Source organism: Saccharopolyspora sp. 7B (assembly GCF_020177435.1).
GTDB lineage: Bacteria > Actinomycetota > Actinomycetes > Mycobacteriales > Pseudonocardiaceae > Saccharopolyspora_C > Saccharopolyspora_C gregorii.
The window spans coordinates 26,700-49,330 of sequence record NZ_JAIUKC010000025.1 but is presented as its reverse complement, the minus strand read 5'-3'; the positions used below and the strand labels follow the sequence as shown (position 1 = coordinate 49,330).

Sequence of the window (22,631 nt, the reverse complement as noted above, 5' to 3'; positions counted from 1 at the left end):
GGGTTCCGTACCTGCGGCGCCGCCCCGACGTGCTCCCGGGTGACCCCGGAGCGCCGGTCGAGCGGCGTCCGCCGCGCGATCAGCATCGCACGACCACCCGCGCGCGGAGATCCCCGGGAGGCGGCGGACCGGGCTGCGACAGCGGACGGTGAGCGCGGTACCGCGAGCGGTGACGGAGCTTCCCCGGAAGGGCACGTCCTCACCCGGCGCCCGCCGGTCCGCGGTGGTCCCAGCGGGGGCGCACCACCTCCCACTCCCGCGCCCACGCCCGGTGGGCGCGGGCGTCGGCGACGCGGCGCACGAGGACCAGCGCCACCCCGCAGCACACCACCGAGCCGAACACGAGCAGCACGCCGACGCTGATCGCGGACGCCAACGCGCGGTCCGCGCCCAGCGGTGGCGCCACGACCGCGCCCCGGTCGTCCACCCACACCTCGATCTCGTCGCCCACCGCCACCGCGGCCGAGGAGATCTCCGCCCACCCGCCGTGCGGCCGTCCGGCCGCGTCCCGCCAGGTCACCAGGGCGTGGAACAGCACCCGCTGGGTCTGCGGCGACCCGCCGCCGAGGATCGTCATCCGCGCCGGTTCGACGAGCCGGGCGGTCACCGGGGTGCGTTCCGCGTGCTGCGCGGCGGACCGCTCGCCGAGCCGCTGGTGCATGCCGCTGCCGAAGGCGGCCGCGACCGGGACGGAGGCCAGCGCCAACCCGACCAGCAGCGCCATGACCGCGGCGGTCCAGCGGTCCAGGTTCCGGCGCAGCGGATTCCGCTTGGGCCGCAACGCCTGCGCCGCCCAGCGCAGCGCTCCGAGCACCGCACCCGTCCCCATCGCCTGCTCCCGCTCGCGCGTTCCGCCGACAGCACCAGGATCGACACGGTGCCCGCCCGCTCCCAGAGCCCTTCGGCCCGGCGCTCAGCTCGCCGCGTTCGCGGCCCGTTCGAGCACCGCCTTGATGTGGTTCATGTTGTTCCTGGTGGCCGCGTTGAGCCGCACGGTCATCGCGGCGTCGTCGAAGGGCGCCTCGGGCTTCACGGTGAACTCCTGCACCCAGCGCAGCACGGTGCCCGATTCGGTCTCCCGGTACGTCCAGTACAGCTCCATGTACTGGAACGGCCCGGTCTCCAGGCGCCGGGCGCGCACGCTGCGCTCGGCGACGTCGAGGACCCGCCGGGACACCCAGCTCCACACCTTGCCGTCGGCGTCCGGGTGGGTGGTGAGCCGGAAGTCGATGGTGTCGCCGTCGCGGCGCAGCACCTCGGAGCGGGCGTACTCGGCGAACAGGGTCGGCCAGGACTCCACGTCGTTGGTCCTGTCCCACACCAGCGGCAGCGGAGCCCGCACGGTCACGGAGTTGTCGGTCCGGGCCATCCTCAACGCACCTCTTCCGTCGTCGCGTTCACGATCCGCAGCAGGTCGGCGGGCGTGCCGAGCTCGACGACGGCGTCGTCGGGCAGCGCGATGCCGTGGGTGCGGCGCAGCACGGCCGCCACCTCCAGCAGCGCCAGCGAGTCGTAGCCGAGCTCGTCGAACCGGCGGTCCAGGACGTCGCCGTCCAGGTCGGCGAGTTCGGTGTCACCCGCGGCGGCGCGGATCGCGCTCACCAGCTGGGTCCGGGTCAGTCGCACGGGTCTCCTCCTCGTCCTCACGGCTCATGCGGTCACCACCAGCGCCGAGTTGAAGCCGCCGGGTTCCCTGGCCAGCACCAGCACCGCGCGCAGCGGCAGTCCCCGCGGTTCGTCCAGCACCAGGTCCAGCTCGTCCGGGGCGCGGCGGGTGCCGATCGTGGGCGGCAGGACCCCGTCGCGCAGGGACAGCAGGGCGGCGACCACGTCCAGCGGTCCGCCGCCGGAGTCGAGGCGCCCGGTCATGCTCTTCGGTGCGGTCACCGGGACCCCGCGCGGACCGAACACCTCGCGGAGCGCGTCGACTTCGGCCCGATCGCGATCCGGGGTGCCCGCGGCGTCGGCGAACACCGCGTCGATCGCGCCGACCGGGAGGTCCGCGTCGCGCAGCGCCGCCCGGACGGCGCGGGCCAGGCCGGGTTCGCGCGTCGAACCGGGCGGCGGGTCGAAGGTGGCGGCGTGCCCGGCGATCCGGCCGTGCACGCGCGGCGCCCCGCGCCGGGCCGCGGCCACGGCGTCCTCCAGGACCAGCAGCGCGCCGCCTTCGCCGGGGACCGCGCCGCTCGCCCGCTCGTCGAACGGCAGGTACGCCCAGCGCGGGTCGGGTTCGGTGCTCATCGTGCCGGTCGTGGCGCAGGCGACGAGGCCCCACGGGCACACCGAGGCCTCGAACCCGCCGGTGAGCACGAGGGTGGTGGTGCCGCGGCGCAGCATCCGCGCGGCCTCCGCGATCGCGTCCAACCCGCCCGCCTGCCCGGCGACCAGCACCGAACCGGTGCCGCGCAGGCCGTGCCGGATCGAGATCTGGCCGGTGTTCACCGCGTAGAACCAGGCGAAGGACTGGTAGGCGCTGACCCGGTCCGGGCCCTGTCCCCACAGCTTCTCCAGCTCCCGCTGGCCGAACTCGAACCCGCCGGCCGCGGCGGCGGTGAGCACTCCGAACTCGCCGTCGACGTCCGGCGGCACCTCCGCGTCGGCCACCGCCCAGTCGGCGGCGGCCAGCGCGTACCGCGTCATCCGGTCGGTCTGGGTGAGCAGCCGCGGCGGCAGGTGGCGGCCCGCGTCGAAATCGGGCACCTCGCCCGCGACCCGGACCGGGTAGGACGTGGCGTCGAACCCGCTGATCGGGTAGATGCCGCTGCGGCCGCTCAGGGTGGCGTCCCAGTAGTCGTCGACGCCGACGCCGTTCGGGGCGATCGCGGCCATCCCCGTCACCCACACCTCCGTCATCGGTCCCCCCGGGTGAGGACGACGGCGCTCTGGAACCCGCCGAAGCCGCTGCCGACGCTGAGCACCACGTCCAGGTCCGCTTCCCGCGGCTCGCCCGGCACGTAGTCCAGGTCGCACTCCGGGTCCGGTTCGGCGTAGTTCGCGGTCGGCGGGACCACCCCGTGCCGCATCGCGAGGACGCAGGCGGCGAGCTCCACGGAGCCGATCGCGCCCAGCGAGTGCCCGACCTTGGACTTGATGGAGCTGATCGGGATCCGGTGCGCGGCGGCGCCGAGGCTGCGCTTGATCGCGGCGGTCTCGTGCCGGTCGTTCTGCTTCGTCCCGGAGCCGTGCGCGTTGAGGTAGTCCACCCGGCCCCGGCCCGAGGCACGCAGCGCGGCGGTGATCGCCCAGGACAGCTCGCGGCCCTCCGGGTGCAGCCCGGTCATGTGGAAGGCGTTGCAGCGCCCGGCGAATCCGGCGAACTCGGCGTGCACCCGGGCGCAGCGGCGCAGCGCGGCGGCGCGTTCCTCCAGCACGAACACCGCCGCCCCCTCCCCCAGCACGAAGCCGTCGCGGCGCCGGTCGAACGGGCGGGACGCGTGCGCCGGGTCGGCGTTGTTCGGCGAGGTGGCGCGGATCGCGTCGAAGCAGGCGACCGTGATCGGCGAGATCGGTGCGTCCGCGGCGCCGGCGAGCACGACGTCGGCGCGCCCGTCGCGGATCAGCTCGGCGCCGTGGCCGACCGCGTCGAGCCCGGACGTGCAGCCGGTGGAGATCACCGCGACGGGTCCTTCGGCCGCGACCTCCCGGGCGACGTCGCGGGCGAGGGCCGCGGGCACCTGGTGGTCGCGGGAGCGCGGCGAGGCCAGGGCGTGGTCGACGAGCCAGGTGGACCCACCGCGGGAGATCCGCCGGTAGTCGCGGTCCAGGCTGATCGTGGAGCCGACGGCGCTGCCGATGCTCACCGCGGTGCGGGTCGGGTCCCGCCGCGCGAGGTCCAGTCCGCAGTCCCGGACCGCGTCGCGCGCGCAGGCGATCGCGAGCAGCACCACCCGGTCCCGCTCGGCGACCTCGCGGGCGGTGAAACCCTCCGCCACCGGGTCGAAGTCGACTTCGGCGGCGATCCGGGAGCGGAACGGAGCCGGGTCGAAGGCGGTGATGGTGCGGGTGGCGGTGCGGTCGGAGGTGAGCAGGTCCCAGAACCCGGCAGCACCGTCCCCGCCGGGCGCCCGCACGCCCATGCCGGTGAGCACCACCCGCCTGTCACCGGTGCTCATCCGCGCCGCCCGCCCCAGGGAGACCGCGCCATCGGCGGGCGAGGGCTCGGCGCCGAGCGCCGCGACGATTCACGTGTTCGCATGGGCACCTCTCGGATGAGATCTTCTCGCACCATCCCGGACGATTCCGCACCGATTTCCGAACACGATTCGATTCGGAATTCGGCGGTGCGCGGAATCGGAACCCCACTGCCCCGGACACGTCCGCGATGACGCGCGCAAAAGCGGCGAAACCCCTGGCCGGCGCGATTCCCGGTGCGCCGCGGAATCGTCCGCGGCAGCGCGGAAGAACTGGTGCGAATCGTCCTGCACCGGCGGCCCAGAAGTTACCCAGCGCACTGATCCAGGCCAACGGCCAACCGAGTGATTCGGCGCGATGAGAATTCATCGCGCCGAATCGGCGGTGCGAATACCGCCCTCTTCCCGAGCCGGTTTCCCGGCGGCGGAATCAGTCCCGCGCCACCAGCCGCCACAGCGACACGGTCTCGGCGGCCCGCGCCTCGTGCAGCGGGTCGTCGGTGTCGGCGGACCGCGGGTGCCGGGGCGCCGCGTCGCTGCGGCCCACGACGGCGAGGCCCGCGGCGTCGATCAGGTCCAGCAGCTCCTGCCGGGTGCGCAGCCCGAGCAGCTCGGCCAGGTCGGACAGCACCAGCCAGCCCTGCCCGCCCGGTTCCAGGTGCGCGGCGAGCCCGGTGAGGAATCCGCGCAGCATCCGGCTTCCCGGGTCGTAGACGGCGCGCTGCAACGCCGCCGAGGGCTTCGCGGGCAGCCACGGCGGGTTGCACACCACCAGTCCCGCGCGGCTCTCCGGGTACAGGTCGGCCGAGGTCACCTCGACGCGGCCGGACAGCCCGAGCGCCTCGACGTTCTCCGCCGCGCAGGCCAGCGCGCGCTCGTCGAGCTCGGTGGCGACCACCCGGCCCACCCCGCGGCGGGCGAGCAGCGCGGCCAGCACGCCGGTGCCGGTGCCGAGGTCGAACGCGGTCCCCACCGGCGGCAGCGGTTCGGCGGCGATCAGCTCCAGGTAGTCGGAGCGCAGCGGGGCGAACACGCCGTAGTGCGGGTGGATCCGCGCGTCCAGCGCGGGGATCTCGATGCCGTTGCGGCGCCACTCGTGCGCGCCGATGATGCCGAGCAGTTCCCGCAGCGACAGCACGAACGGCTCGTCCGCGGGGCAACCCGCGGCCAGGCAGGCGTCCCGGACCTCCGGCGCGCGGCGCAGCGGCACCTCGCACCCGGCATCGACGGGGATCAGCAGCATGCCCAGCAGCCGGGACCGCTGCGCCTGGCGCTGCCGGTACCGGTGGAAGGTCTGCGCGGGGGTGTCCATCTCGGCGAGCGGCTTGCGGTCCACCCGCCGGGTCATCGCGGTGAGCAGGTTGCGCGCGCCGTGGAAGTCGCCCCGCCACAGGAAAGCGGTGCCTTCCGCCGCCTGGCTGTGCGCGTCGTCCGCGCGGAGCCGGTCGTCGGCGACCACCACCCGCCGCGGTGGCGGCGCATCGTTCTCCGAGCGCCAGATCGCCGAACGCGGCTCCCCTCGCTCGGTCCACTCCAGCATCGGCAACGGGGTGTTCGGCAACGCGGTTCTCTTCTCGTCGAACGTACGGCCGTCCATCGTATCGCCCGTGCTCAGCGCCGACGGCGGCAGCACCGCCAGGCCGCCACCCCATCCGGTGATCTTGGCCGGATCCCCCGCCGCGGCCACACCGACCAGCCCAAGATCGACTTCGGGTACGTGCCACCGGGCCGGACCACTCGCTTGGCGGGCATCGCGCCGACCGAGGCACTGCGTACGGTGCAGGAAGGGGGTGATTCGTGTCGTGTCCGGCACCGAAGACCCACCAGGGATCTTCCCGCTCGTGCAGCCGGGAACCGGGTCATCGGCCGCGAACGCGCTCTCCGGCACCGCGCACGGGCCGGTGGTGCAGGCCGGCTCGATCGGCCAGATCCACTTCCACCGCGGTCCGGAGCGCGGCGTGCCCCGGCAACTGGCTCCCGCCCCCGCGCACTTCACCAACCGGGACGCTGAACTGGACGAGCTGGACCGGCCGGTGGCGCACCCGGATCGCTGCGGGCTGGTGGTGCTGTCCGGGTTCGGCGGTGTCGGCAAGACAGCACTGGCGCTGTCCTGGCTGCACCGCGCCCGAGACCGGTTCGCCGACGGGCAGTTGTACGCGGACCTCTCCGGCGCGGACGCGGGCCGACCGGCCGACCCGGCCACGGTCCTCGGTGATTTCCTGCGGGCGCTCGGTGTCCCACCGGAAGAACTGCCCGCCGGGACCGGACCTCGGGCGGCGTGGTTCCGCTCCTCGGTGGCCGGCAGGTCGGTGGCGATCCTGCTCGACAACGCTTGGACCGCCGCGCAGGTCCGCGCGTTGCTGCCCGCCGCACCGAGCTGCACCGTTGTGGTCACCACCCGTCGGATGCTGCGCTCCCTGCTCGTCGATGGAGCCCGGTTCATCGACGTGGGCCCGCTCAACGCGGACGCGTCGCGGACACTGCTGCTCAAGGCCGTCGGCAGGCAACGGATATCCGCGGAACCGGAGCCGGCGCGGGAACTCGTCCGGCTGTGCGGCGGCCTGCCGATCGCACTGTCGGTGACCGCCGCCCGGCTGGCTTCGCGACGACTGCTGCGGTTGGGCGAGACGGTGGCGGAACTGCAGCAGGAGCAGAGGCGGCTCGGCCTGCTCTCGCGCGGCGAGGAGGTATCGGTGCGTTCGGTCTTCGACGCGTCCTACCAAGAACTCCCCGACCCGGCCCGGTGGACGTACCGGGCGATGGGCCTGCATCCCGGCCCGGAGTTCGACCGCGCGGTGCTGGCCGCCGCGACCGGGCTCGGCCGGGCCGCGCTGGACGAACCGCTGGAGGCATTGCAGGAGGCGCACCTGCTGCAAGAGGTGCGCGGCGGCCGGTACCGGTTCCACGACCTGATCCGGTTGCACGCCAAGGAGAAGGCGGACGTGACCGACACCGCCGAACGGCGCGCCGAGGTGCTCCTGCGCATCGTCGAGCACTACGTCCGGCGCGCCGGGCAGGCCGCCGCGCTCTGCACCCCGCACCTGCGCGGCGCGGCCTACGAATTCGCGTTCCCGGAGGCGGATTCCGCCGAGTTCGCCGACCGCGGGCAGGCGCTGGACTGGCTGGAGCAGGAACGCGCCAACCTGGTCGGGGCGGTGCGCGCGGCCGCGGACGGCGGGCTTCTCGCGGCGGCCTGGCAGCTGGGTTACCTGCTCTGGCCGCTGTTCCGGTACCGCGGCCACCACGCGGACTGGCGCGCGGTGGACGAGGCGTGCCTGGCCGCGGCTCGCGAGCTCGGCGAGCCCGAGCTGGAGGCGCGCACCGCGCGCAGGCTGGCGATGCTGCACCACCGGCACGCCGAATGGGCGGTGGCGGACCGGTTGCTGCACCGGTGCGCCGAACTGCACGCCCGCAGCGGGGACGCCTACGGCGCGGCCGACACGGCCGACGCCCAGGCCGTGCTAGCACTGGCCCGCGGCGACGCCCTCGCGGCCCGGGCCTCCGCGCAGCACGCCGAAACAGGTTTCGCCATCGCCGGATTCCCCCGGAAGGCCGCGCTGGCGAGGTTGCTCTCCGGGCAGGCCGGCGTGCGGATCGGCGAGGTCGCCACCGGGCTCACCGAGGTGCGCGCCGCGACCGCACTGCTGCGCGAGCACCGGGCGCAGGACCCGTTCAACGCCGCCCGCGCCCGGCTCGTGCTCGGCGAGTCGCTGGTCACCGCCGGTGAGGTCGCCGAGGCCGCCGCCGAGATCGACGCGGGCGCCACCGAGATGGACGAGCTGGACTCCCCCGTCGGCCAGGCGCTCGCGCACAGCGCGCGCGCCGAACTCGCCGCCGCGCGAGGGCATCCGGCCGACGAACGGCGACAACTCGCCGCGGCGCTGCGCCTGTTCGAGCACCAGGGCGACGAGGCCGCCGCGGCACCGCTGCGCGACCGGCTCACCGGTCCCAGCGGTCCAGCGTGACCCGCACCGGGTGCCGTTGCCGCAGTCGCGCCAGCTCCGTCGCGGTCAGCGCCACCCCGGACGGGAACCGGTGCCCGATGCGCCAGCCCGCGTAGAGCACCGCGTCCGGGAGTGCTTCGGCCGCGTTCCCGGTGCTCAACCAGCCGTGCAGGAACGCGGCGAACAGCGAGTCCCCGGCGCTGGAGGTGTTGCACACTCCCAGCGGGGCCACCGCCTCCGCGCGCACCAGCCTGCCGTCGCGCAGCCCCAGCACGCAGCCCAGCGGCCCGCGCCCCACCGCCGCGACCAGGCAGCCCGGGTAGCGGTCGAAGATCCGCGCGAGCCAGCGCTCCGCACTGCACGGCAACCGCTCGTGCGAGCAGAACACGACGTCGGCGACCTCCAGCCACGGCCCGTAGTAGTCGTCCTCCACGTCGGCGATCACGTTGACGTCCACCGCGATCGGCACCCCGTGCAGCACCGCCGCGGCCAGCAGCGGGCGGGTGAACGGCGTGCTGGTCAGCACGGCCAGGTCGGCGCCGCGCACCATCTCGGTGAACACCTCCTCCGGGTACTGCACGGCGGCGATCCTCGTCGAGTGCGACAGCACCGCCCGCCGCCCGTCCGGGGCGACCAGCACCGCGGCTTCGGCGGACACCCCGAGGTCCACCACGCCCCGCCCGTCCAGCCCGTGCTCGCGGAGGCGCCCGCGGATCAGGGAGCCGATCGCGTCCCGGCCCGCCACCGTGCACAGCTCCACCTCGTCGCCCAGCGCCCGCAGGATCGTCGAGATGTGCCCGGCGGCCCCACCGAGCCCGCTCGCGAGCCAGCGCGGATCCCATCCGCTCGCGGCGGTGTCCACGGCCGGCTCTCCGACCCCGATGTTGATGCCCCAGCTCGCCACTCCGGCGACCACGATCCGGTTCCCCATCGGATTGCTCCCTCCCGTCGCTGCGGGCGACCGCACCACCCGCTGCACCCCACGGTGCGGGACCGGGGTGGAACGCCCGCTGGAGCAGCGGGAGGTACGTCCGCTGGACGGTGAACCGGACCGCCGTATGGATGCTTGCGCCGAATGAACGCTTCCCCGCGGCGGATCGGGTGCTTCACTGAACGCTGCGCGGTACTCGAAGGGGGAACTGAATGGAGTTCCGATTATTGGGCCCGGTCGAGGTGCGTGCCGATTCCGGTGAGCTGGTCGAGCTGCGGCCCGGCCTGCTGGGAATCCTCGTCGTGCTGCTGGTCAACCCCGGCAAGGCGGTGTCGCAGCGCAGCGTCGTCGACAAGGTGTGGGGCGAGCACCCTCCGTCGATGGAGTCGCTGTACCGCTACATCTCGACGCTGCGCGCGGAAGTCCGCGGCGACGGGGTGCACTGGCCGCGCGCCAAGCCGGGGTTCTGGCGGCTCGACGTGGCTCCCGAACTGGTGGACTACCACCGGTTCCGGCACCACCTGGACCGGGCGCGGCAGTCGAGCGGCACCGAGGTGGAGGAGCACTGCCGCCGCGCGCTGGGCGAGTGCGGGTCCGAACTGCTGGCCGGGGTGGACGGCCCGGGACTGCACCGACTCCGCACCCAGCTGGAGCGGGACCGCATCGCGGGTGTCCGGCTTCTGGCCGGCACCCTGCTCGACTCAGGCCAGGTGTCGGCTGCGCTCAACGAGTTGGACTGGGTGCCGTCGGACCACGAGCTCGACGAGGAGATCGTGGCCCTGCGGATGCGGGCGCTCGCCGCCGCGGGTCAGTTGCGCAGGCTGCGGGACTACGTGGTGGAAGTGTCCGCCACCTACCGGGAAGAAGGCACTGACCTGCCCGCCCGGCTCCGCGCACTGCACACCTCGCTGCTGCAGCAGGACGATCCGATCGTACGGCCGCGCACGGCGGGCGCGGAACGCGAGGCGCAGTGGACGCTCGCCGGTGGGGTGACCAAACGGGGATTGCCGAGCGGTGGGCTCTCCCGGACCACCGGGTCCGCGGGGAAGTTCGTGCGCCAGCCACGCCAGGGCGGTGCGGCAGCGGGGGGTTCGCGTCCGGCGATGCGACCACGGCAGCTGCCCGCCGTGCCGTCCCACCCGGTCGGACGGGACCGCGCGCTCGCCGGCCTGCTGTCCGCGGTGGAGGACGCGCCGGGAGTTCCACCGTGGCTGCTCATCGTGGAAGGCCTGCCGGGAGCGGGGAAGCACACGTTCGCGCTGCAGCTGGCGCACCGGCTCGCCGATCGCTATCCGGACGGACAGCTCTACGCGAACCTCCAGGGCCTGGACCGGCACGCGACCGCCGGAGTGCTGCGCGACTTCCTCGCCGCCCTCGACTCCGACGTCCCCGAACGCTCCACAGTGGATTACCTGGCGGCAGGCCTGCGCAGCGCGCTGGCCGGCCGCCGGGTTCTGGTGCTGTTGAGCAACGCGCGCAGCGCCGAGCAGGTGCAGCCGCTGCTGCCCGGTCATCCCGGATGCCTCGTCGTGGTCACCAGCAGCCGCAGGCTGGAAAGCCTCGCGCTGCACCACGACGCCCGCCGGATCGAACTGCCACCGCTGCCCCGGGCCGACTCGATCGCACTGCTGCACGCTGCGCTGGGCCGCCCGGGGAACCCCGGGCCCGCGTCGGAGGCGGAACTGGACGAACTCGCCGCCCTGTGCGGAGATCTGCCGCTGGCGCTGCGCATCGCGGGCATCATCGCGAGCAGGCACCCCGCCGCGTCGCTGTCCGAGACCATCGCCGACATCCGGCACCACCGCATCGACGCGCTCGAAGTCGACGGGCACCTCGCACTGCGCGCCACCTTCGCCACCGCGCACGACGACCTCGGCCCGCAGGCCCAGCGGTTGTTCCTCCTGCTGTCGTTGCACCCGGGGCCGGTGATCGAGATGTCCGGGGCCGCCGCCCTCAGCGGCCTGCCGCGCGCCGAGGCCGGGAAACTGCTGGACCGGCTGGCGCACTTGCGGCTGCTGGACCAGCCGGACAAGCACGGCTACCGGCTCTCGGACCTGTCGCTGGACTACGCGCGGACTTGTGCGGACGAGGAACTGCTCGACACCGATCGCTACGCGGCCCGGCGCAGGCTGCTCGACCACTTCCTGCACTCCGCTGCGGGCGCCGCGGCGCTGATCACCGAGCAGGCTCGCGCGATCGTGCCGGGACCACCGGACAACGACGTCGAACCGGACCGTCCCGGCGGCCGTGACGAGGCGCTGCGCTGGTTCGAGCGCAACCGCGAGAACCTGCTCGGTGCGGTCGACATCGCGGAGCAGCACGGATTTCCCGAGCACGCTTGGCGCCTCGCCTGGGCGAGCACCGACTTCCTGAACCTGCGCAGCCTGCACGCGGACTGGATTCGCAGCCACGTGATCGCGCTGCAGGCGGCGCGGCGCACCGAGGCACCGGACGTCGTGGAGATCACCGAGCTGAACCTCGCCAACGGGTACCTGCGGGCGCAGCGCTACGCCGAGGCGCTGGCCCTGCTGTCCGACGCGGGCGAGCGATCCGGCGACCCGTCGCGGGAGGCCTTCCGGCAGAACAGCATCGGGTGGGCCTACACCTGCCTCGGGCTCCCCGCGCGAGCGATCCCGCACCACCGGCGGGCGCTGGAGCACTTCCAAGCCCCCGGGCAGCGGTACGGTCGAGCGCACTCGCTGGTCTACCTGTGCTGGGCGTGCAACGGCATCGGCGAACAGCAGCGGGCCCTGGAGCACGGCCTGCCCGGCCTGGACCTGTTCGGGGAGCTCGGCGACGACATGGGTCTCGCCGCCGCCCACCACGCGATCGGCGGTGCGCACGCCGCGATGCGGCGGGCCGGCCCGGCGGTGGAGCACCTCGTGCAGGCCCAGCACTACTGGGAACGCTGCGGCGACCTGCACCACGTGGCGTGGGTGCTCGCGGACCTGGTGGTACTGCACCGCGCGACGGGCGAACCCGAGCGGGCGCGCCGCCGCTGGGACCAGGCGACCGCCCGTCTCGACTTCCTCGGCGAGCACCCGGACACCCCGCGGCTGCGGGCCCTGCTCGGGCCGCGCTGACCGCCGGATCACTCCGCCATGAACTCCTGGATCTCGGCGAGGACGCGGTCGGGGCGTTCGTCGACGATGAAGTGGCCCGCGCCGGGCACCCAGCGCACGTCCATCCGCTCGGCGTGGCGTTCGTAGCCCGCCAGCAGCCGGGGCGAGATCGCCGGATCGCCGGTGCCGAACAGCAGCCGGGTCCGGGTGGTCAGCGTCGAGTCCCGGTAGCGCCCGCGGGCCACGGCGGGCAGCTCGCGCAGCAGGAACGTGCGGTACAGCTGCACCGAGGCCCGCGCCCGCGCCGGATCCCGCCAGCGGTCGGCGAACGCGTCCCGCTCGGCACGCCCGAGCGCGCCGCGTTCGACGGTGCCGAGGATGCCGCGGGAGATGAACGGGGTGCGGCGCACCAGCAGCGACCCCAGCGGCGACCCCACCACCACCTGGTACCAGAACCGCCACAGGCTCAGCCGCGCCGCGGGCGACCGGGACGGCCACGGGTGCGCGATGTTCAGCGCGAGGAACCGGTCGAACCGCTCCGGCGCGCGCAGGCAGGCGAGGAAACCGGTCCAGCCGCCCCAGTCGTGGCCGACCAGCCGCACCCGGTCGAGCTCCAGCGCGTCGAGCAGGCCGATCAGGTCGGCCGCCAGGTTCTCCTTGTCGTAGCCGCCGGCGGGAGCATCGGTCCAGCCGTGGCCGCGCAGGTCCGGCGCGATCACCCGGTACGAACGCGCGAGCTCCGGGATCTGGTGGCGCCACAGGTACCAGTGCTGCGGCCAGCCGTGCAGCAGCACCAGCGGCGGGCCCGAGCCCGCTTCGGCGACGTGCACCCGGAGCCCACCGACCTGGACGTACCGGTGCTCGACCCCGGGCACCTCCGGCGAAACCGGTGCCACCACTCGCCCACCTCCTCGCGAAGACCACTGGCACCCCACCACACCGCGGCGCCGGAACCAACCTCCCGGCCGCACCGCCGTCCCGCTGGACCGATCGGCGCAACCGGCGGGACCGAACGGAACAGCGCAGGTCGGACCGGATGCGCGGCCTTCCGGCAGCCGGGCGTGATCCGGCGAACGCAGCACATCGGCGGGTCGCCCACCTCCTAGACTCTCCCCCGGCACACCAGGGGAGGAGTCGCACGGGTGGAGTGGCAGTTCGGTCCGTACGTGGTCCAAGGCCTGATCGCCCGCGGCGGCATGGGGGAGATCCACCGGGCGCACGACAGCAGGCATCAGCGGACCGTCGCGCTCAAGCTGATCGCGGAGCGCCACGCCGAGGACGCCGAGTTCCGCCGCCGCTTCCAGCGCGAAGCACAGGCGACCGCGCGGCTGCGCGACCCGCACGTGATCCCGATCCACTCCTACGGGGAGATCGACGGCCGGCTGTACCTGGACATGCGGCTGGTGGACGGCACCGACCTGGCCACGCACCTGGCGAGCTACGGGCCGCTGGACCCGGACCGGGCCGTGGGCCTGCTGGAGCAGGTCGCCCACGCGCTGGACGCCGCCCACGCCGACGGGCTGGTGCACCGCGACGTGAAACCGTCGAACGTGCTGGTCGGCCGCACCGGGTTCGCGTACCTGGTGGACTTCGGCATCGCCTACGCGGCGAGCACGGGGACGGCCGCGACCTCCACCGGCGTCACCGTCGGCACGCTGGCGTACATGGCGCCGGAGCGGTTCGGCGAGGGGCCGGCGGAGCCGAGCTCGGACGTGTACTCGCTGACCTGCCTGTTCTACGAATGCCTCACCGGCCGCAAGCCGTTCCAGCGCGAAGCGACCGTCGCGATGATCAGCGCGCACCTCAACGACGACCCGCCGCGGCCGGGAACCACCGCGCCGCACCTGGGTCCCGCGTTCGACGCGGTGATCGCGCGCGGCATGGCGAAGGATCCCGCGCACCGGTTCGGCTCGGCGGGCGAGCTGGCCGATGAGGCGCGCGCCGCGCTGCACGCCGCACCGACCGCGCCGCGCACCGCGACCGCGCGGCAGCCCGCGGAACCACCGCGCCGGAAGTCCCGCCGCAGGCTCGTGATCGCGGGCCTCGCGGTGCTGGGCGCGGTGCTGGTGGCGAGCGCGGCGTGGACGCTGACGCCGAACGGTCGCTGGCAGCCCACCGACGACCGGCGGATCACCGCGGTGCCGGGGGCGCTGGTGGACGCGGACCTCGGGGTGTCGGTGCCGGTGAGCACCCCGGTCTGCAACGACTCCTACGCCGTGGTGGTCGGCGCCGCGTTCGAGGCGAGCACCGTGCAGCGGCTGCTCGACGAGTTCCCCGGCTCCGACTACCTGCACGTCCCGTCGACGCCGTGCGGTGCCACGGCGAAGACGAGCACGAGCGGCAAGGCGATCTACTCCGTCTACTTCGGACCGTTCGCGGACGAGGCGAGCGCCTGCGACCAGTTGGACGCGGCTCGCGAGCAGGCCGACGACGCCTACGTGAAGCAGCTCAGCTCCACCGGCACCCCGGCGGTCATCGCCTGCGACTGACCGTCCGCATCAGGCGGTCGCGAACAGGGTGCTCACCAGCAGCACGTGCACCGCGGTGCCGCCGAGGATGCTCAGCAGCGCGTTCCCGCGCCACAGGTGCAATCCGAGCGTCGCCGCGAGCGCCAGCCCCACCGGCGCGACCTCCGGCGCCGTGGTGCCGTGCACCGTGTAGACGGCGAGCACGACCATCACGCCGACGGGCATCCGCTGCCCCAGGTGGCGCACCAGCTCGCTGTCCCGCAACGGGGCCAGCGCCGCGAACGGCAGCGCCCGTACTCCCCACGTCACGGCGGTGCACACCGCGACGACCGCCACCAGGTACGGCGTCTCAGGCACGAGCGCTTCCCTTCCGCGCGACCAGGCGGACCAGCAGCAGCGCGGCGGTGAACAGGCCGAACGCCACCGGCAGCAGCTGCTGCGGGAACAGCACCATCGCCACCAGCGCGCACACCAGCGCCAGCACCGGGGTCGGGATGTCGCGCCGCTCCCGGAACGCGTCCACCGCCAGCACCACGAACAGCGCGGTCAGCGCGAAGTCCAGCCCGGCCAGCTCGAACGGCAGCACCGTCCCCACCAGCGCCCCGGCGGTGGCCCCACCTGCCCAGTACACCTGGCACAGCACCTGCAACCAGACGATGCGGCGGCCCGTCCAGGACCGCGCCGACTCGCTGGTGCTCGCCGCGTAGGCCTCATCGGTCAGCGCGAACGTGCTGTAGGCCTTGCCGAAGCGGCCGGTGACCCGGTGCAGCGGGAAGGACAGCGCGTAGAACACGTGCCGGAAGTTCACCAGCAGCGCCGTCAGCGCCACCTGCGCCAGCGGCGTCGCCACCAGCACCAGCCCGACCAGCAGGAACTCCAGCGAACCCGCGTAGATGAACGTGGTGAACACCGTCGCCCACCACCACGCCAGCCCCGAGTGCACCACCAGCATCCCGAACGCGATCCCCAGCGGGAACAGCGCCAGCCCCACCGAGCTCGAATCCCGCAGCGCCGCCCGGAGGTCGGCGTGGCGCACGGCGGGTTCGGGCGGCGCGGGAGGGCAGCGTTCGAGGACGGCGGAATGCGAGGTCATGCCTGCAATCATAGTTTTCAGAACGCGTAATATGGTTGCCGACGAGGGCCGATATTTCGAGATATGAGCAATCAAATGATGATCGATGGCACTGATCACGACATTTTGTTCCACCTGCGCCAGGACGGCCGGTTGACCAACGTGGAGCTCGCCAAGCGCGTCGGGCTCACCCCAGCCCCCTGCCTGCGCCGGGTCAAGCGGCTGGAGGACGACGGGATCATCGCCGGCTACCGGGCCCGCATCGACCCCGCCGCGGTGGGCCGCCGGTTCGAGGTGATGGTCTCGCTGGAGATCAGCATCAACGACCTGCAGACCGTCGAGGAGCTCGAATCGACGATCAGCGAGTACGACGAGGTCGTCGAGTTCCACCGCCTGTTCGGCCGCCCCGACTACCTGATCCGCGTCGCCGTCGAGGACCAGTCCGCGTTCGAGGAGTTCCTCACCGGCAAGCTCATGGCGCTGCGCGCGGTCGCCCGCGTCGACTCCCACCTGATCATGCGCAAGGTCAAGAGCGACGACTGACCGCTGCGCGGCGGCCGTCGGAACTCGTCCTCGACCGGGGGCCCCGGCCGCACTACGGTCGACTCCCGGACCGTGCAGCTCGTCGACCAGGAGACCGCGTGAACACCATCGACCGCTTCCGCGACGCCGTCGAGCGGCGCGACACCGCCGCGCTGGAACCGCTGTTCGCGGCCGAGCCGCGGTTCTTCAGCCCGGTCAAGTTCCGGCCGTTCGAAGGCAGGGACCTGGTGCTCGGCGTGTTCGACGTGCTGTTCCGCCGGGTCTTCGAGGAGTTCCGCTACGCGGGCGCCCTGGAGGGCACCGCGGAGACCGCGGCGGGCGGCGACGCCGACTCGCACGTGCTGATCTTCCGGGCGACCGTCGGCGGCAAGGAGGTCCACGGCATCGATCTCGTCCAGCTGGACGCGGCCGGGCTGATCTCCGAGTTCACGGTGATGGTGCGGCCGTTGAGCGCGGTCAACGCGCTGAGCGAGGCCGTGTTCGCCGGGCTCGTCGCCGAAGGACTCGTGCCCGCGCCGCAGTGACGGCCCCGCGCGCGGCGGGCCACCGGCGCCGAGGGCGGGACGCGCCGGCCCGGCGGGGGCGATCCGGTGGAGACGCCCCCACCGGGCTCACTCGTTCAGGATGCGCCGCAGGAACCGCCGGGTCCGCTCCTCCCGCGGCTCGGCCAGCACCTGGTCGCCGCTGCCGCGCTCCACGATCGCGCCGTCGTCCAGGAACAGCACCTGATCGGCGACCTGCCGGGCGAAGCGGATCTCGTGGGTGACGATGACCGTCGTCCAGCCCGCCGCCGCCAGGTCCTTGATCACCGCAAGCACCTCGCCGACCAGCTCCGGATCCAGCGCCGAGGTCGGCTCGTCGAACAGCACCACGCGCGGTTCCAGCGCCAGCGCGCGGGCGATGCCGACGCGCTGCTGCTGCCCGCCGGAGAGCTGGAACGGGTAGGTGTCGGCGCGGTCGCCGAGCCCCACCTGCTCCAGCAGCGCCTTCGCCTCGGCGACGGCCTGCTCGCGCGGCCGGCGCTGGGCGACGACCGGGCCCTCGATGACGTTCTCCAGCACCGTGCGGTGCGGGAACAGGTTGTGCGACTGGAAGACCATGCCGCTCTGCGCGCGCAGCCGCGCCGCCTCGCGACGCCCGGCCTTCCCGGCGGGCAACGCCGCGAAGTCGACCTCCACGTCGTCGATGCCGATCACCCCGGAATCCGGGACGTCCAGCGCGTTCAACGAGCGCAGCACGGTGGTCTTGCCCGAACCGGACGGTCCCACCACGACGGTCGAAGTGCCGCGCGCGGCCTCGAAGTCGATGCCGCGCAGCACCTTCCGGTCGTCGAAGGACTTCTCCAGCCCGCGCACCCGGATCCGGGGTTCGGGGTTCTGCTCCGCGGTCTCGGTCATCGCGCCACGTACCTGTCCAGTCGGGTTTCCAGTCGCTTCTGCGCGGCCGAGATCGCCACGCACATGATCCAGTAGTACAGCCCGGCGAAGGCGTACAGCGCGAGGAACTCGTTGCTCTCCGCCGCGGCCAGCTGCGCCTGCCGGAACAGCTCGGTCAGCAGCACCACCGAGCCCAGCGAGGTGTCCTTCAGCAACGACAGCAAGGTGTTCGACAGCGGCGGCACCGCGGTGCGCGTCGCCTGCGGCAGGACGATCCGCCGCAGGGTCTGCCAGTAGCCGAGCCCGATCGTCGCCGACGCCTCGAACTGGCCCTTCGGCACCGCCAGGATCGCCGAGCGCACCACCTCCGCGGCGTACCCGGCCACGTTCAGGCTGAACGCGATCACCGCCGCGGTGAACGGCGGGAACTTCACGCCCAGCTGCGGCAGCCCGTAGAACACGATGAACAGCTGCAGCAGCAGCGGCGTCCCCCGGATGATCGAGATGAACGCGCGCGCCAACCCGGACAACACCCGGTACGGCGAGATCCGGGCCAGCGCCACCACCAGCGCCAGCGCCAGGCCGATGGCGAAGCTCAACGCGGTCAGCGGGATCGTCACCTGCACCAGGCCCAGGAACATCGGCCAGGCCGTGCCCGCCACCACCTGCCAGGTGCTGGTGCGCTCGCGCCCGGAGAGGTCGGCGTCGCCGCCGTCGGGCACCGAGACGTCGGCCTTGAAGTAGCCGCGGGAGATCTCGGCGAGGGTGCCGTCGGCCTTCAGCTCGCCGATCGCCCGGTCCGCCTGCTCCAGCAGGGCGCCGTCGTCCTTGCGAAAGGTGAGGACCTGCTCGCTGGTCTCGCCGCCGGCGTCCCCGGCGATCTCCACGTCCTTCGACCCGGTGCTGGCCAGGTAGTCGAGCACCGCGATGTTGTCGTTGACGATCGCGTCCACCCGGCCCTGGGTGAGCAGCGCGGCGGCCTGCGCGAAGCCCTCGACGGCCTCCACGTTCGCCCCGGCGTCGCGCGCGACCTGCGCCCAGTTGCTGGTGCTGGACTGGGCGGTGGTGCGGCCGCGGACGTCGTCGAGCGTCTTGATGCTCTCGTCGCCGGTGCGGCGCACCACCACGCCGCGGGAGTACGTGTAGGGCTCGGACAACCCGTACTTGGCGGCGCGTTCCTCGTTGACCGACACCTGGTTGGCGATGACGTCGATGCGGCCCGCGTCCAGCGCCGGGAAGATCGCGTCCCACTGCGTCTCGACGAACTCGATCCGCCACCCGGCGCGGTCCGCGATCGCCTTGATCACGTCGACGTCGTAGCCGGTGAGGTCCTCGCTGCCGGTTTCGTGGAACGAGAACGGCGGATAGGTGCCCTCGGTGCCGACCTTGACCACCGGCCGGTCGTCCGGTGGCGCCTGCGCCGCGGCCGCCTGGGCAGGCGCGACCACCGCCATGATCAGGAACAGCACCGCGCACTTGAGCGCATGTCGCATCGGCGACTCCCTCACACTCCACAGCGCCCGGATCACGGCACCGTGCAGGGAGCATAGGGCGAGCGGCGGGGAGCCCGCTCCATGATCCACTATCCGGGACGTCGCAGGAAGCGGGTGGTGCGCTGTGACCGAGCGGACAGCAGGCACGGCTCCCGGAGACCCCGCCGACGCCTAAGATCCTCCCGAACAGGTGACGGCGAGGGAATCCGATGGAAGTTCGGAGCGGTCGCGCCACTGTGACCGGGCCAGGCGCCCGGGAGCCAGACCCCTCCCGTCGCACCGACCGCTACCCGGGCCGCGCCAGCCCGAGGAGGGTGCCGCTCCCGTGCCGCCACGTCCCGACACCACCCGGCGCGGGTCACCGCCGCGCAGGCTGCGCGCCCCGCTGGTCGTGCTGCTGCTGTGCGCGCTGCTGCCGGTCAGCACCGGGCTGTCCACCGCGTTCGGCGCCGAACCGCTCCCGATCGGTCCCGTCGCCGACGCACTGCTGAGCCGGATCACCGGCGGGGTCCCCGCCGACCTGGTGCACGACACGATCGTCTGGAACCTGCGGCTGCCGCGGGCCCTGCTGGCCGTGGTCGTCGGCGCCGGGCTGGCGCTGGCCGGGGCCGCGATGCAGACGCTGGTGCGCAACCCGCTCGCCGACCCGTACCTGCTCGGGGTGTCCTCCGGCGCCGGGGTCGGCGCCACCCTGGTGATCACGACGGGGTTGTTCGCCGGGGCCGGGATCTGGGCGCTGTCGGCGGGGGCGCTGACCGGGGCGCTGTGCTCGGCGCTGCTGGTCTTCGGCATCGCGGTGGCGCAGGGCGGGCTGACCCCGCTGCGGCTGGTGCTGATCGGGACGGTGCTCGGCTCCGCGTTCTCCTCCGTCGCGAGCTTCCTGGTGTTCCGCAGCTCCGATCCGGCCGCCGCGCAGTCGGTGCTGTTCTGGCTGCTGGGCAGCCTCGCCGGGGCGGAGTGGTCGCAGCTCGCGCTGCCCGCCGGTGTCGTGGCGGTGGCGGGCGTCGCGTTGTTCGCGGGCAGCGGCTGGCTCGACGCGCTCAGCACCGGGCCGGACACCGCGGCCGCGCTGGGCGTGCCGGTGCGGGCGCTGCGGATCGCGCTGTTCGTGCTGCTGGCCGTGCTGGTCGGGGTGCTGGTCGCGGTCTCCGGCGGCATCGGGTTCGTCGGGCTCGTCGTCCCGCACATCGCCCGGCTCGTCGTCGGCGCCCGGCACCGGGCGCTGCTGCCGGTCGCCGCGCTCGCCGGGGCGCTGTTCCTGCTGTGGGTGGACGTCGCGACGCGGGTGCTGGTGCGGCCCACCGAGATCCCGCTCAGCGTGGTGTCCGGGCTGATCGGGGCGCCGGTGTTCCTGGTGCTGCTGGGGCGGCGCCGCTACGCCTACGGCGGTGCGTCGTGAGCGCGCCGGTGCAGGTGACCGGGCTGCGCTGCGCGCTCGGCGACCGCACCGTGCTGCGCGAGCTGACCTGGAGCGCCACCGCGGGCGAGACGATCGGCGTGGTCGGGCCCAACGGCGCCGGGAAGTCCACGCTGCTGCGCGCGCTCGCCGGGATCCTGCGCCCGGCGGCCGGGGAGGTGCTGGTCGACGGCACCGCGCTGCACCGGCTGACCGCCCGGCGGCGGGCGCGCCGGGTCGCGCTGGTCCCGCAGGAGGAGGACCTGCCGCCGGACTTCCTGGTCGGCGAGTTCGTCGCGCTCGGCACCACGCCCTACCGGGCGCCGTGGTCCGGCGGCGGCGACGCCGAACGCGCGGCGGTGGCCGAGGCGCTGCGCGCGGTGGACCTGGCCGGTTTCGAGGACCGGCCGGTGGATCGGCTCTCCGGCGGGGAGCGCAGGCGGGTGCTGCTGGCCCGCGGCTTCGCCCAGCGCACTCCGCTGCTGCTGCTCGACGAACCGACGAACCACCTCGACGCGCACCACCAGCTGGAGCTGCTGCGGCTGGTGCGCGCCTCCGACCGGACCTGCGTGCTCAGCCTGCACGACCTGGCGCTGGCGGCCGCCACCTGCGACCGGGTGCTGGTGCTGCACGAGGGCACCGCCCGCCCGCCGGCCGCACCGGACGAGGCGCTCGCGCCCGAGGTGGTCCGCGAGGTCTTCGGCGTCGAAGCCACGCCCGTCACCCATCCCCGGACCGGCAGGACCCACCTGCTCATCGGGGCCGCACCGAACGAGGACGCACCATGCGACGACACGCCCGGACGCTGATCGCGGTCACCGCCGCCGCCCTGCTGGCCTCCTGCGGGACCGCCGCGCCCGGCGGGCCGGGCGGGCCGACGATCACCGTCGACAACTGCGGAGCTCCCGCCGAGTTCCCCGCCCCCGCGCAGCGGATGTTCGTCAACGACGGCAACATGATCTCGATGGTGCTGGCGCTCGGCGCGCAGCAGCAGGTCGCCGCCGTGTCCAGCCTGCAGCGCGACGCCGACGTGCTGCGCCGCCACTACGGGGACGCGGTGGACCGGCTGCCCGTCGTCGCGCCCTCCTCCCCCTCGCGGGAGACGGTGCTGGCGCAACGACCCGACGTGGTGGTCGCCGGGTGGAACTACGGCTACAGCGAATCGACCCGGCTCACCCCGGACGGCCTGCGCGGCGCCGGAATCGCCGGGTACGTGCTGACCGAGAGCTGCCGGCAGGGCGCTGGGAGGGCCCGCGGCATCGTCGAACCGTGGCAGGCGCTGCGCACCGACCTCACCAACCTCGGCGAGATCACCGGGCGCACCGAGCAGGCCGCGCGGGTCAACGCCGACGTCCAGCGCCGGCTCGACGCGCTGCGCGCCGCCCCGCAACCGCGGCGCAAGCCGACGATCTTCCTGTTCGACAGCGCCAGCGACACCGTGTTCTCCAGCGGGAACAAGGGCGGGCCGCAGGCGATCATCGACGCGGCGGGCGGGCGCAACGCCATCGAGGACGTCCGCGACACCTGGACGAAGGTGTCCTGGGAGCGGGTCGCCGCCTCCGAGCCGGACGCGTTCCTGTTCGTGGACTACCCGCCGCAGACCTTCGCGGAGAAGGTGGCGATGCTGCGGGCGCGGCCCGGCATCGACCGGCTGCGGGCGGTCACCGAGCAGCGGTTCCTCAACCTGCCGTACTCGATGTGGACGTCCGGGCCGCTGAACATCGACGCCGCCGAGCAGGTCCGGGCGCAGCTGGAGCGGTGGGGCCTGGTGCCGCCGTCCGGCCTGGTCCCCCGCTCCGACGACCGCGTCGGCTGATCCGCCTCGGGGCCGGACCGGGCGCCTGCGGGCCGCTCAGTCGCGGTCGGCGCAGAGCTCGTCCGCGCGGGCGCGGGTGCCCCCCCCCCCCGCCCCCCGGGGCCCCCCCCCCGCCCCGGGGCGGGGGGGGGCGGGCCCCCCCCCCCCCGGGGGGGGGGCCGCCCGGGGGGGGGGGGGGGGGCGGGGGGGGGCGCGGCGGGGGGGGGGCGCCCCCCCGCCCCCGGGGGGGCCGCCCCCCCCCCCCCCCCACGACCTCCGGTCCCGCCCCGTCGCCGCGGTCCAGGCGTCCGGCGAGCAGCGCCAGCCCGAGCCCGACGACGGTGAGCACGGCGCCGATGATCGCCGGGGACGTGTAGCCGAACCCGGCGCTGATCCCGACCCCGCCGAGCCACGCCCCGCC

At 74.0% G+C, this 22,631-nt stretch carries 20 protein-coding genes and 1 riboswitch; of the genes, 8 read left to right on the top strand and 12 right to left on the bottom strand.

The window, feature by feature from the left end; genetic code table 11:
* Positions 1–199: 199 nt before the first annotated feature.
* The 6 genes from LCD33_RS05230 to LCD33_RS05205 all read right to left on the bottom strand — a co-directional run bounded on the left by LCD33_RS05230 (position 200) and on the right by LCD33_RS05205 (position 5,670).
* On the bottom strand, positions 200–829 hold the full coding sequence (locus LCD33_RS05230) for a hypothetical protein (protein WP_224957530.1): 630 nt from the start codon (positions 827–829) through the stop codon (positions 200–202).
* A gap of 84 nt (positions 830–913) precedes the next feature.
* Entirely contained in the window at positions 914–1,369 is a 456-nt protein-coding gene (locus LCD33_RS05225; protein WP_224957529.1) for an SRPBCC family protein, read from the bottom strand.
* Between the two features lie 2 nt (positions 1,370–1,371).
* Entirely contained in the window at positions 1,372–1,626 is a 255-nt protein-coding gene (locus LCD33_RS05220; RefSeq protein ID WP_224957528.1) for an acyl carrier protein, read from the bottom strand.
* A gap of 24 nt (positions 1,627–1,650) precedes the next feature.
* Positions 1,651–2,853 (bottom strand): ketosynthase chain-length factor, encoded by a 1,203-nt coding sequence (locus tag LCD33_RS05215; protein ID WP_224957527.1) that lies wholly within the window; start codon positions 2,851–2,853, stop codon positions 1,651–1,653.
* On the bottom strand, positions 2,850–4,112 hold the full coding sequence (locus tag LCD33_RS05210; RefSeq protein ID WP_224957526.1) for a beta-ketoacyl synthase: 1,263 nt from the start codon (positions 4,110–4,112) through the stop codon (positions 2,850–2,852). The genes LCD33_RS05215 and LCD33_RS05210 overlap by 4 nt, the downstream gene beginning before the upstream one ends.
* A 448-nt stretch (positions 4,113–4,560) precedes the next feature.
* A complete protein-coding gene (locus LCD33_RS05205; protein ID WP_224977575.1) occupies positions 4,561–5,670 on the bottom strand; it encodes a class I SAM-dependent methyltransferase in 1,110 nt (369 codons plus the stop codon).
* A 262-nt stretch (positions 5,671–5,932) separates the two neighbouring features.
* On the opposite strand from LCD33_RS05205, the gene LCD33_RS05200 reads away from it, so the two are divergent.
* Complete coding sequence (locus LCD33_RS05200; RefSeq protein ID WP_224977568.1) at positions 5,933–8,095, top strand: NB-ARC domain-containing protein; 2,163 nt, start codon at positions 5,933–5,935, stop codon at positions 8,093–8,095.
* Here the strand turns inward: LCD33_RS05200 and LCD33_RS05195 are convergent.
* A complete protein-coding gene (locus LCD33_RS05195) occupies positions 8,070–9,005 on the bottom strand; it encodes a carbohydrate kinase family protein (RefSeq protein ID WP_224957524.1) in 936 nt (311 codons plus the stop codon). The genes LCD33_RS05200 and LCD33_RS05195 overlap by 26 nt on opposite strands.
* A gap of 212 nt (positions 9,006–9,217) precedes the next feature.
* On the opposite strand from LCD33_RS05195, the gene LCD33_RS05190 reads away from it, so the two are divergent.
* A complete protein-coding gene (locus tag LCD33_RS05190; protein WP_224957523.1) occupies positions 9,218–12,088 on the top strand; it encodes a BTAD domain-containing putative transcriptional regulator in 2,871 nt (956 codons plus the stop codon).
* 8 nt (positions 12,089–12,096) lie between these two features.
* Here the strand turns inward: LCD33_RS05190 and LCD33_RS05185 are convergent, their stop codons facing one another.
* Positions 12,097–12,966: an alpha/beta fold hydrolase gene (locus LCD33_RS05185; RefSeq protein WP_224967157.1), complete on the bottom strand. Its 870-nt coding sequence runs from the start codon at positions 12,964–12,966 to the stop codon at positions 12,097–12,099.
* A gap of 243 nt (positions 12,967–13,209) precedes the next feature.
* On the opposite strand from LCD33_RS05185, the gene LCD33_RS05180 reads away from it, so the two are divergent.
* A complete protein-coding gene (locus tag LCD33_RS05180; RefSeq protein WP_224977567.1) occupies positions 13,210–14,556 on the top strand; it encodes a serine/threonine-protein kinase in 1,347 nt (448 codons plus the stop codon).
* Positions 14,557–14,565: 9 nt separating this feature from the next.
* Here LCD33_RS05180 and LCD33_RS05175 read toward each other — a convergent pair whose 3' ends face one another.
* Both LCD33_RS05175 and LCD33_RS05170 read right to left on the bottom strand, forming a co-directional pair.
* The gene (locus tag LCD33_RS05175; RefSeq protein ID WP_224957519.1) at positions 14,566–14,892 is read right to left on the bottom strand and encodes a branched-chain amino acid transporter permease; all 327 of its coding nucleotides are present in this window, start codon (positions 14,890–14,892) and stop codon (positions 14,566–14,568) included.
* Positions 14,885–15,628 (bottom strand): AzlC family ABC transporter permease, encoded by a 744-nt coding sequence (locus tag LCD33_RS05170; RefSeq protein WP_224957518.1) that lies wholly within the window; start codon positions 15,626–15,628, stop codon positions 14,885–14,887. The genes LCD33_RS05175 and LCD33_RS05170 overlap by 8 nt, the downstream gene beginning before the upstream one ends.
* Before the next feature lie 63 nt (positions 15,629–15,691).
* Here LCD33_RS05170 and LCD33_RS05165 point away from each other — a divergent pair, with 63 nt between their 5' ends.
* Positions 15,692–16,150, top strand: a complete 459-nt coding sequence (locus LCD33_RS05165) for an Lrp/AsnC family transcriptional regulator (protein ID WP_224957517.1) — start codon at positions 15,692–15,694, stop codon at positions 16,148–16,150.
* Positions 16,151–16,248: 98 nt separating this feature from the next.
* On the top strand, positions 16,249–16,674 hold the full coding sequence (locus LCD33_RS05160) for a nuclear transport factor 2 family protein (protein WP_224957516.1): 426 nt from the start codon (positions 16,249–16,251) through the stop codon (positions 16,672–16,674).
* 87 nt (positions 16,675–16,761) lie between these two features.
* Here LCD33_RS05160 and LCD33_RS05155 read toward each other — a convergent pair whose 3' ends face one another.
* Positions 16,762–17,547, bottom strand: coding sequence for an amino acid ABC transporter ATP-binding protein (locus LCD33_RS05155; RefSeq protein WP_224967159.1), 786 nt, complete (start codon positions 17,545–17,547; stop codon positions 16,762–16,764).
* Complete coding sequence (locus tag LCD33_RS05150) at positions 17,544–19,019, bottom strand: ABC transporter substrate-binding protein/permease (protein WP_224967160.1); 1,476 nt, start codon at positions 19,017–19,019, stop codon at positions 17,544–17,546. The genes LCD33_RS05155 and LCD33_RS05150 overlap by 4 nt, the downstream gene beginning before the upstream one ends.
* Before the next feature lie 200 nt (positions 19,020–19,219).
* Positions 19,220–19,286, top strand: a riboswitch (cobalamin riboswitch).
* Between the two features lie 58 nt (positions 19,287–19,344).
* Between LCD33_RS05150 and LCD33_RS05145 the strand changes: the two genes are divergently transcribed.
* From LCD33_RS05145 to LCD33_RS05135, 3 genes are read left to right on the top strand one after another with little or no spacing between them, the layout of a single operon-like run.
* A complete protein-coding gene (locus tag LCD33_RS05145) occupies positions 19,345–20,418 on the top strand; it encodes an iron ABC transporter permease (RefSeq protein ID WP_224957512.1) in 1,074 nt (357 codons plus the stop codon).
* Positions 20,415–21,224 carry an ABC transporter ATP-binding protein gene (locus LCD33_RS05140; protein ID WP_224967161.1) on the top strand — a complete coding sequence of 270 codons (810 nt, stop codon included), beginning with the start codon at positions 20,415–20,417 and terminating at the stop codon, positions 21,222–21,224. The genes LCD33_RS05145 and LCD33_RS05140 overlap by 4 nt, the downstream gene beginning before the upstream one ends.
* Positions 21,200–22,231, top strand: a complete 1,032-nt coding sequence (locus tag LCD33_RS05135; RefSeq protein WP_224957509.1) for an ABC transporter substrate-binding protein — start codon at positions 21,200–21,202, stop codon at positions 22,229–22,231. Before LCD33_RS05140 ends, LCD33_RS05135 begins: the two co-directional genes overlap by 25 nt.
* Positions 22,232–22,631: the final 400 nt, after the last annotated feature.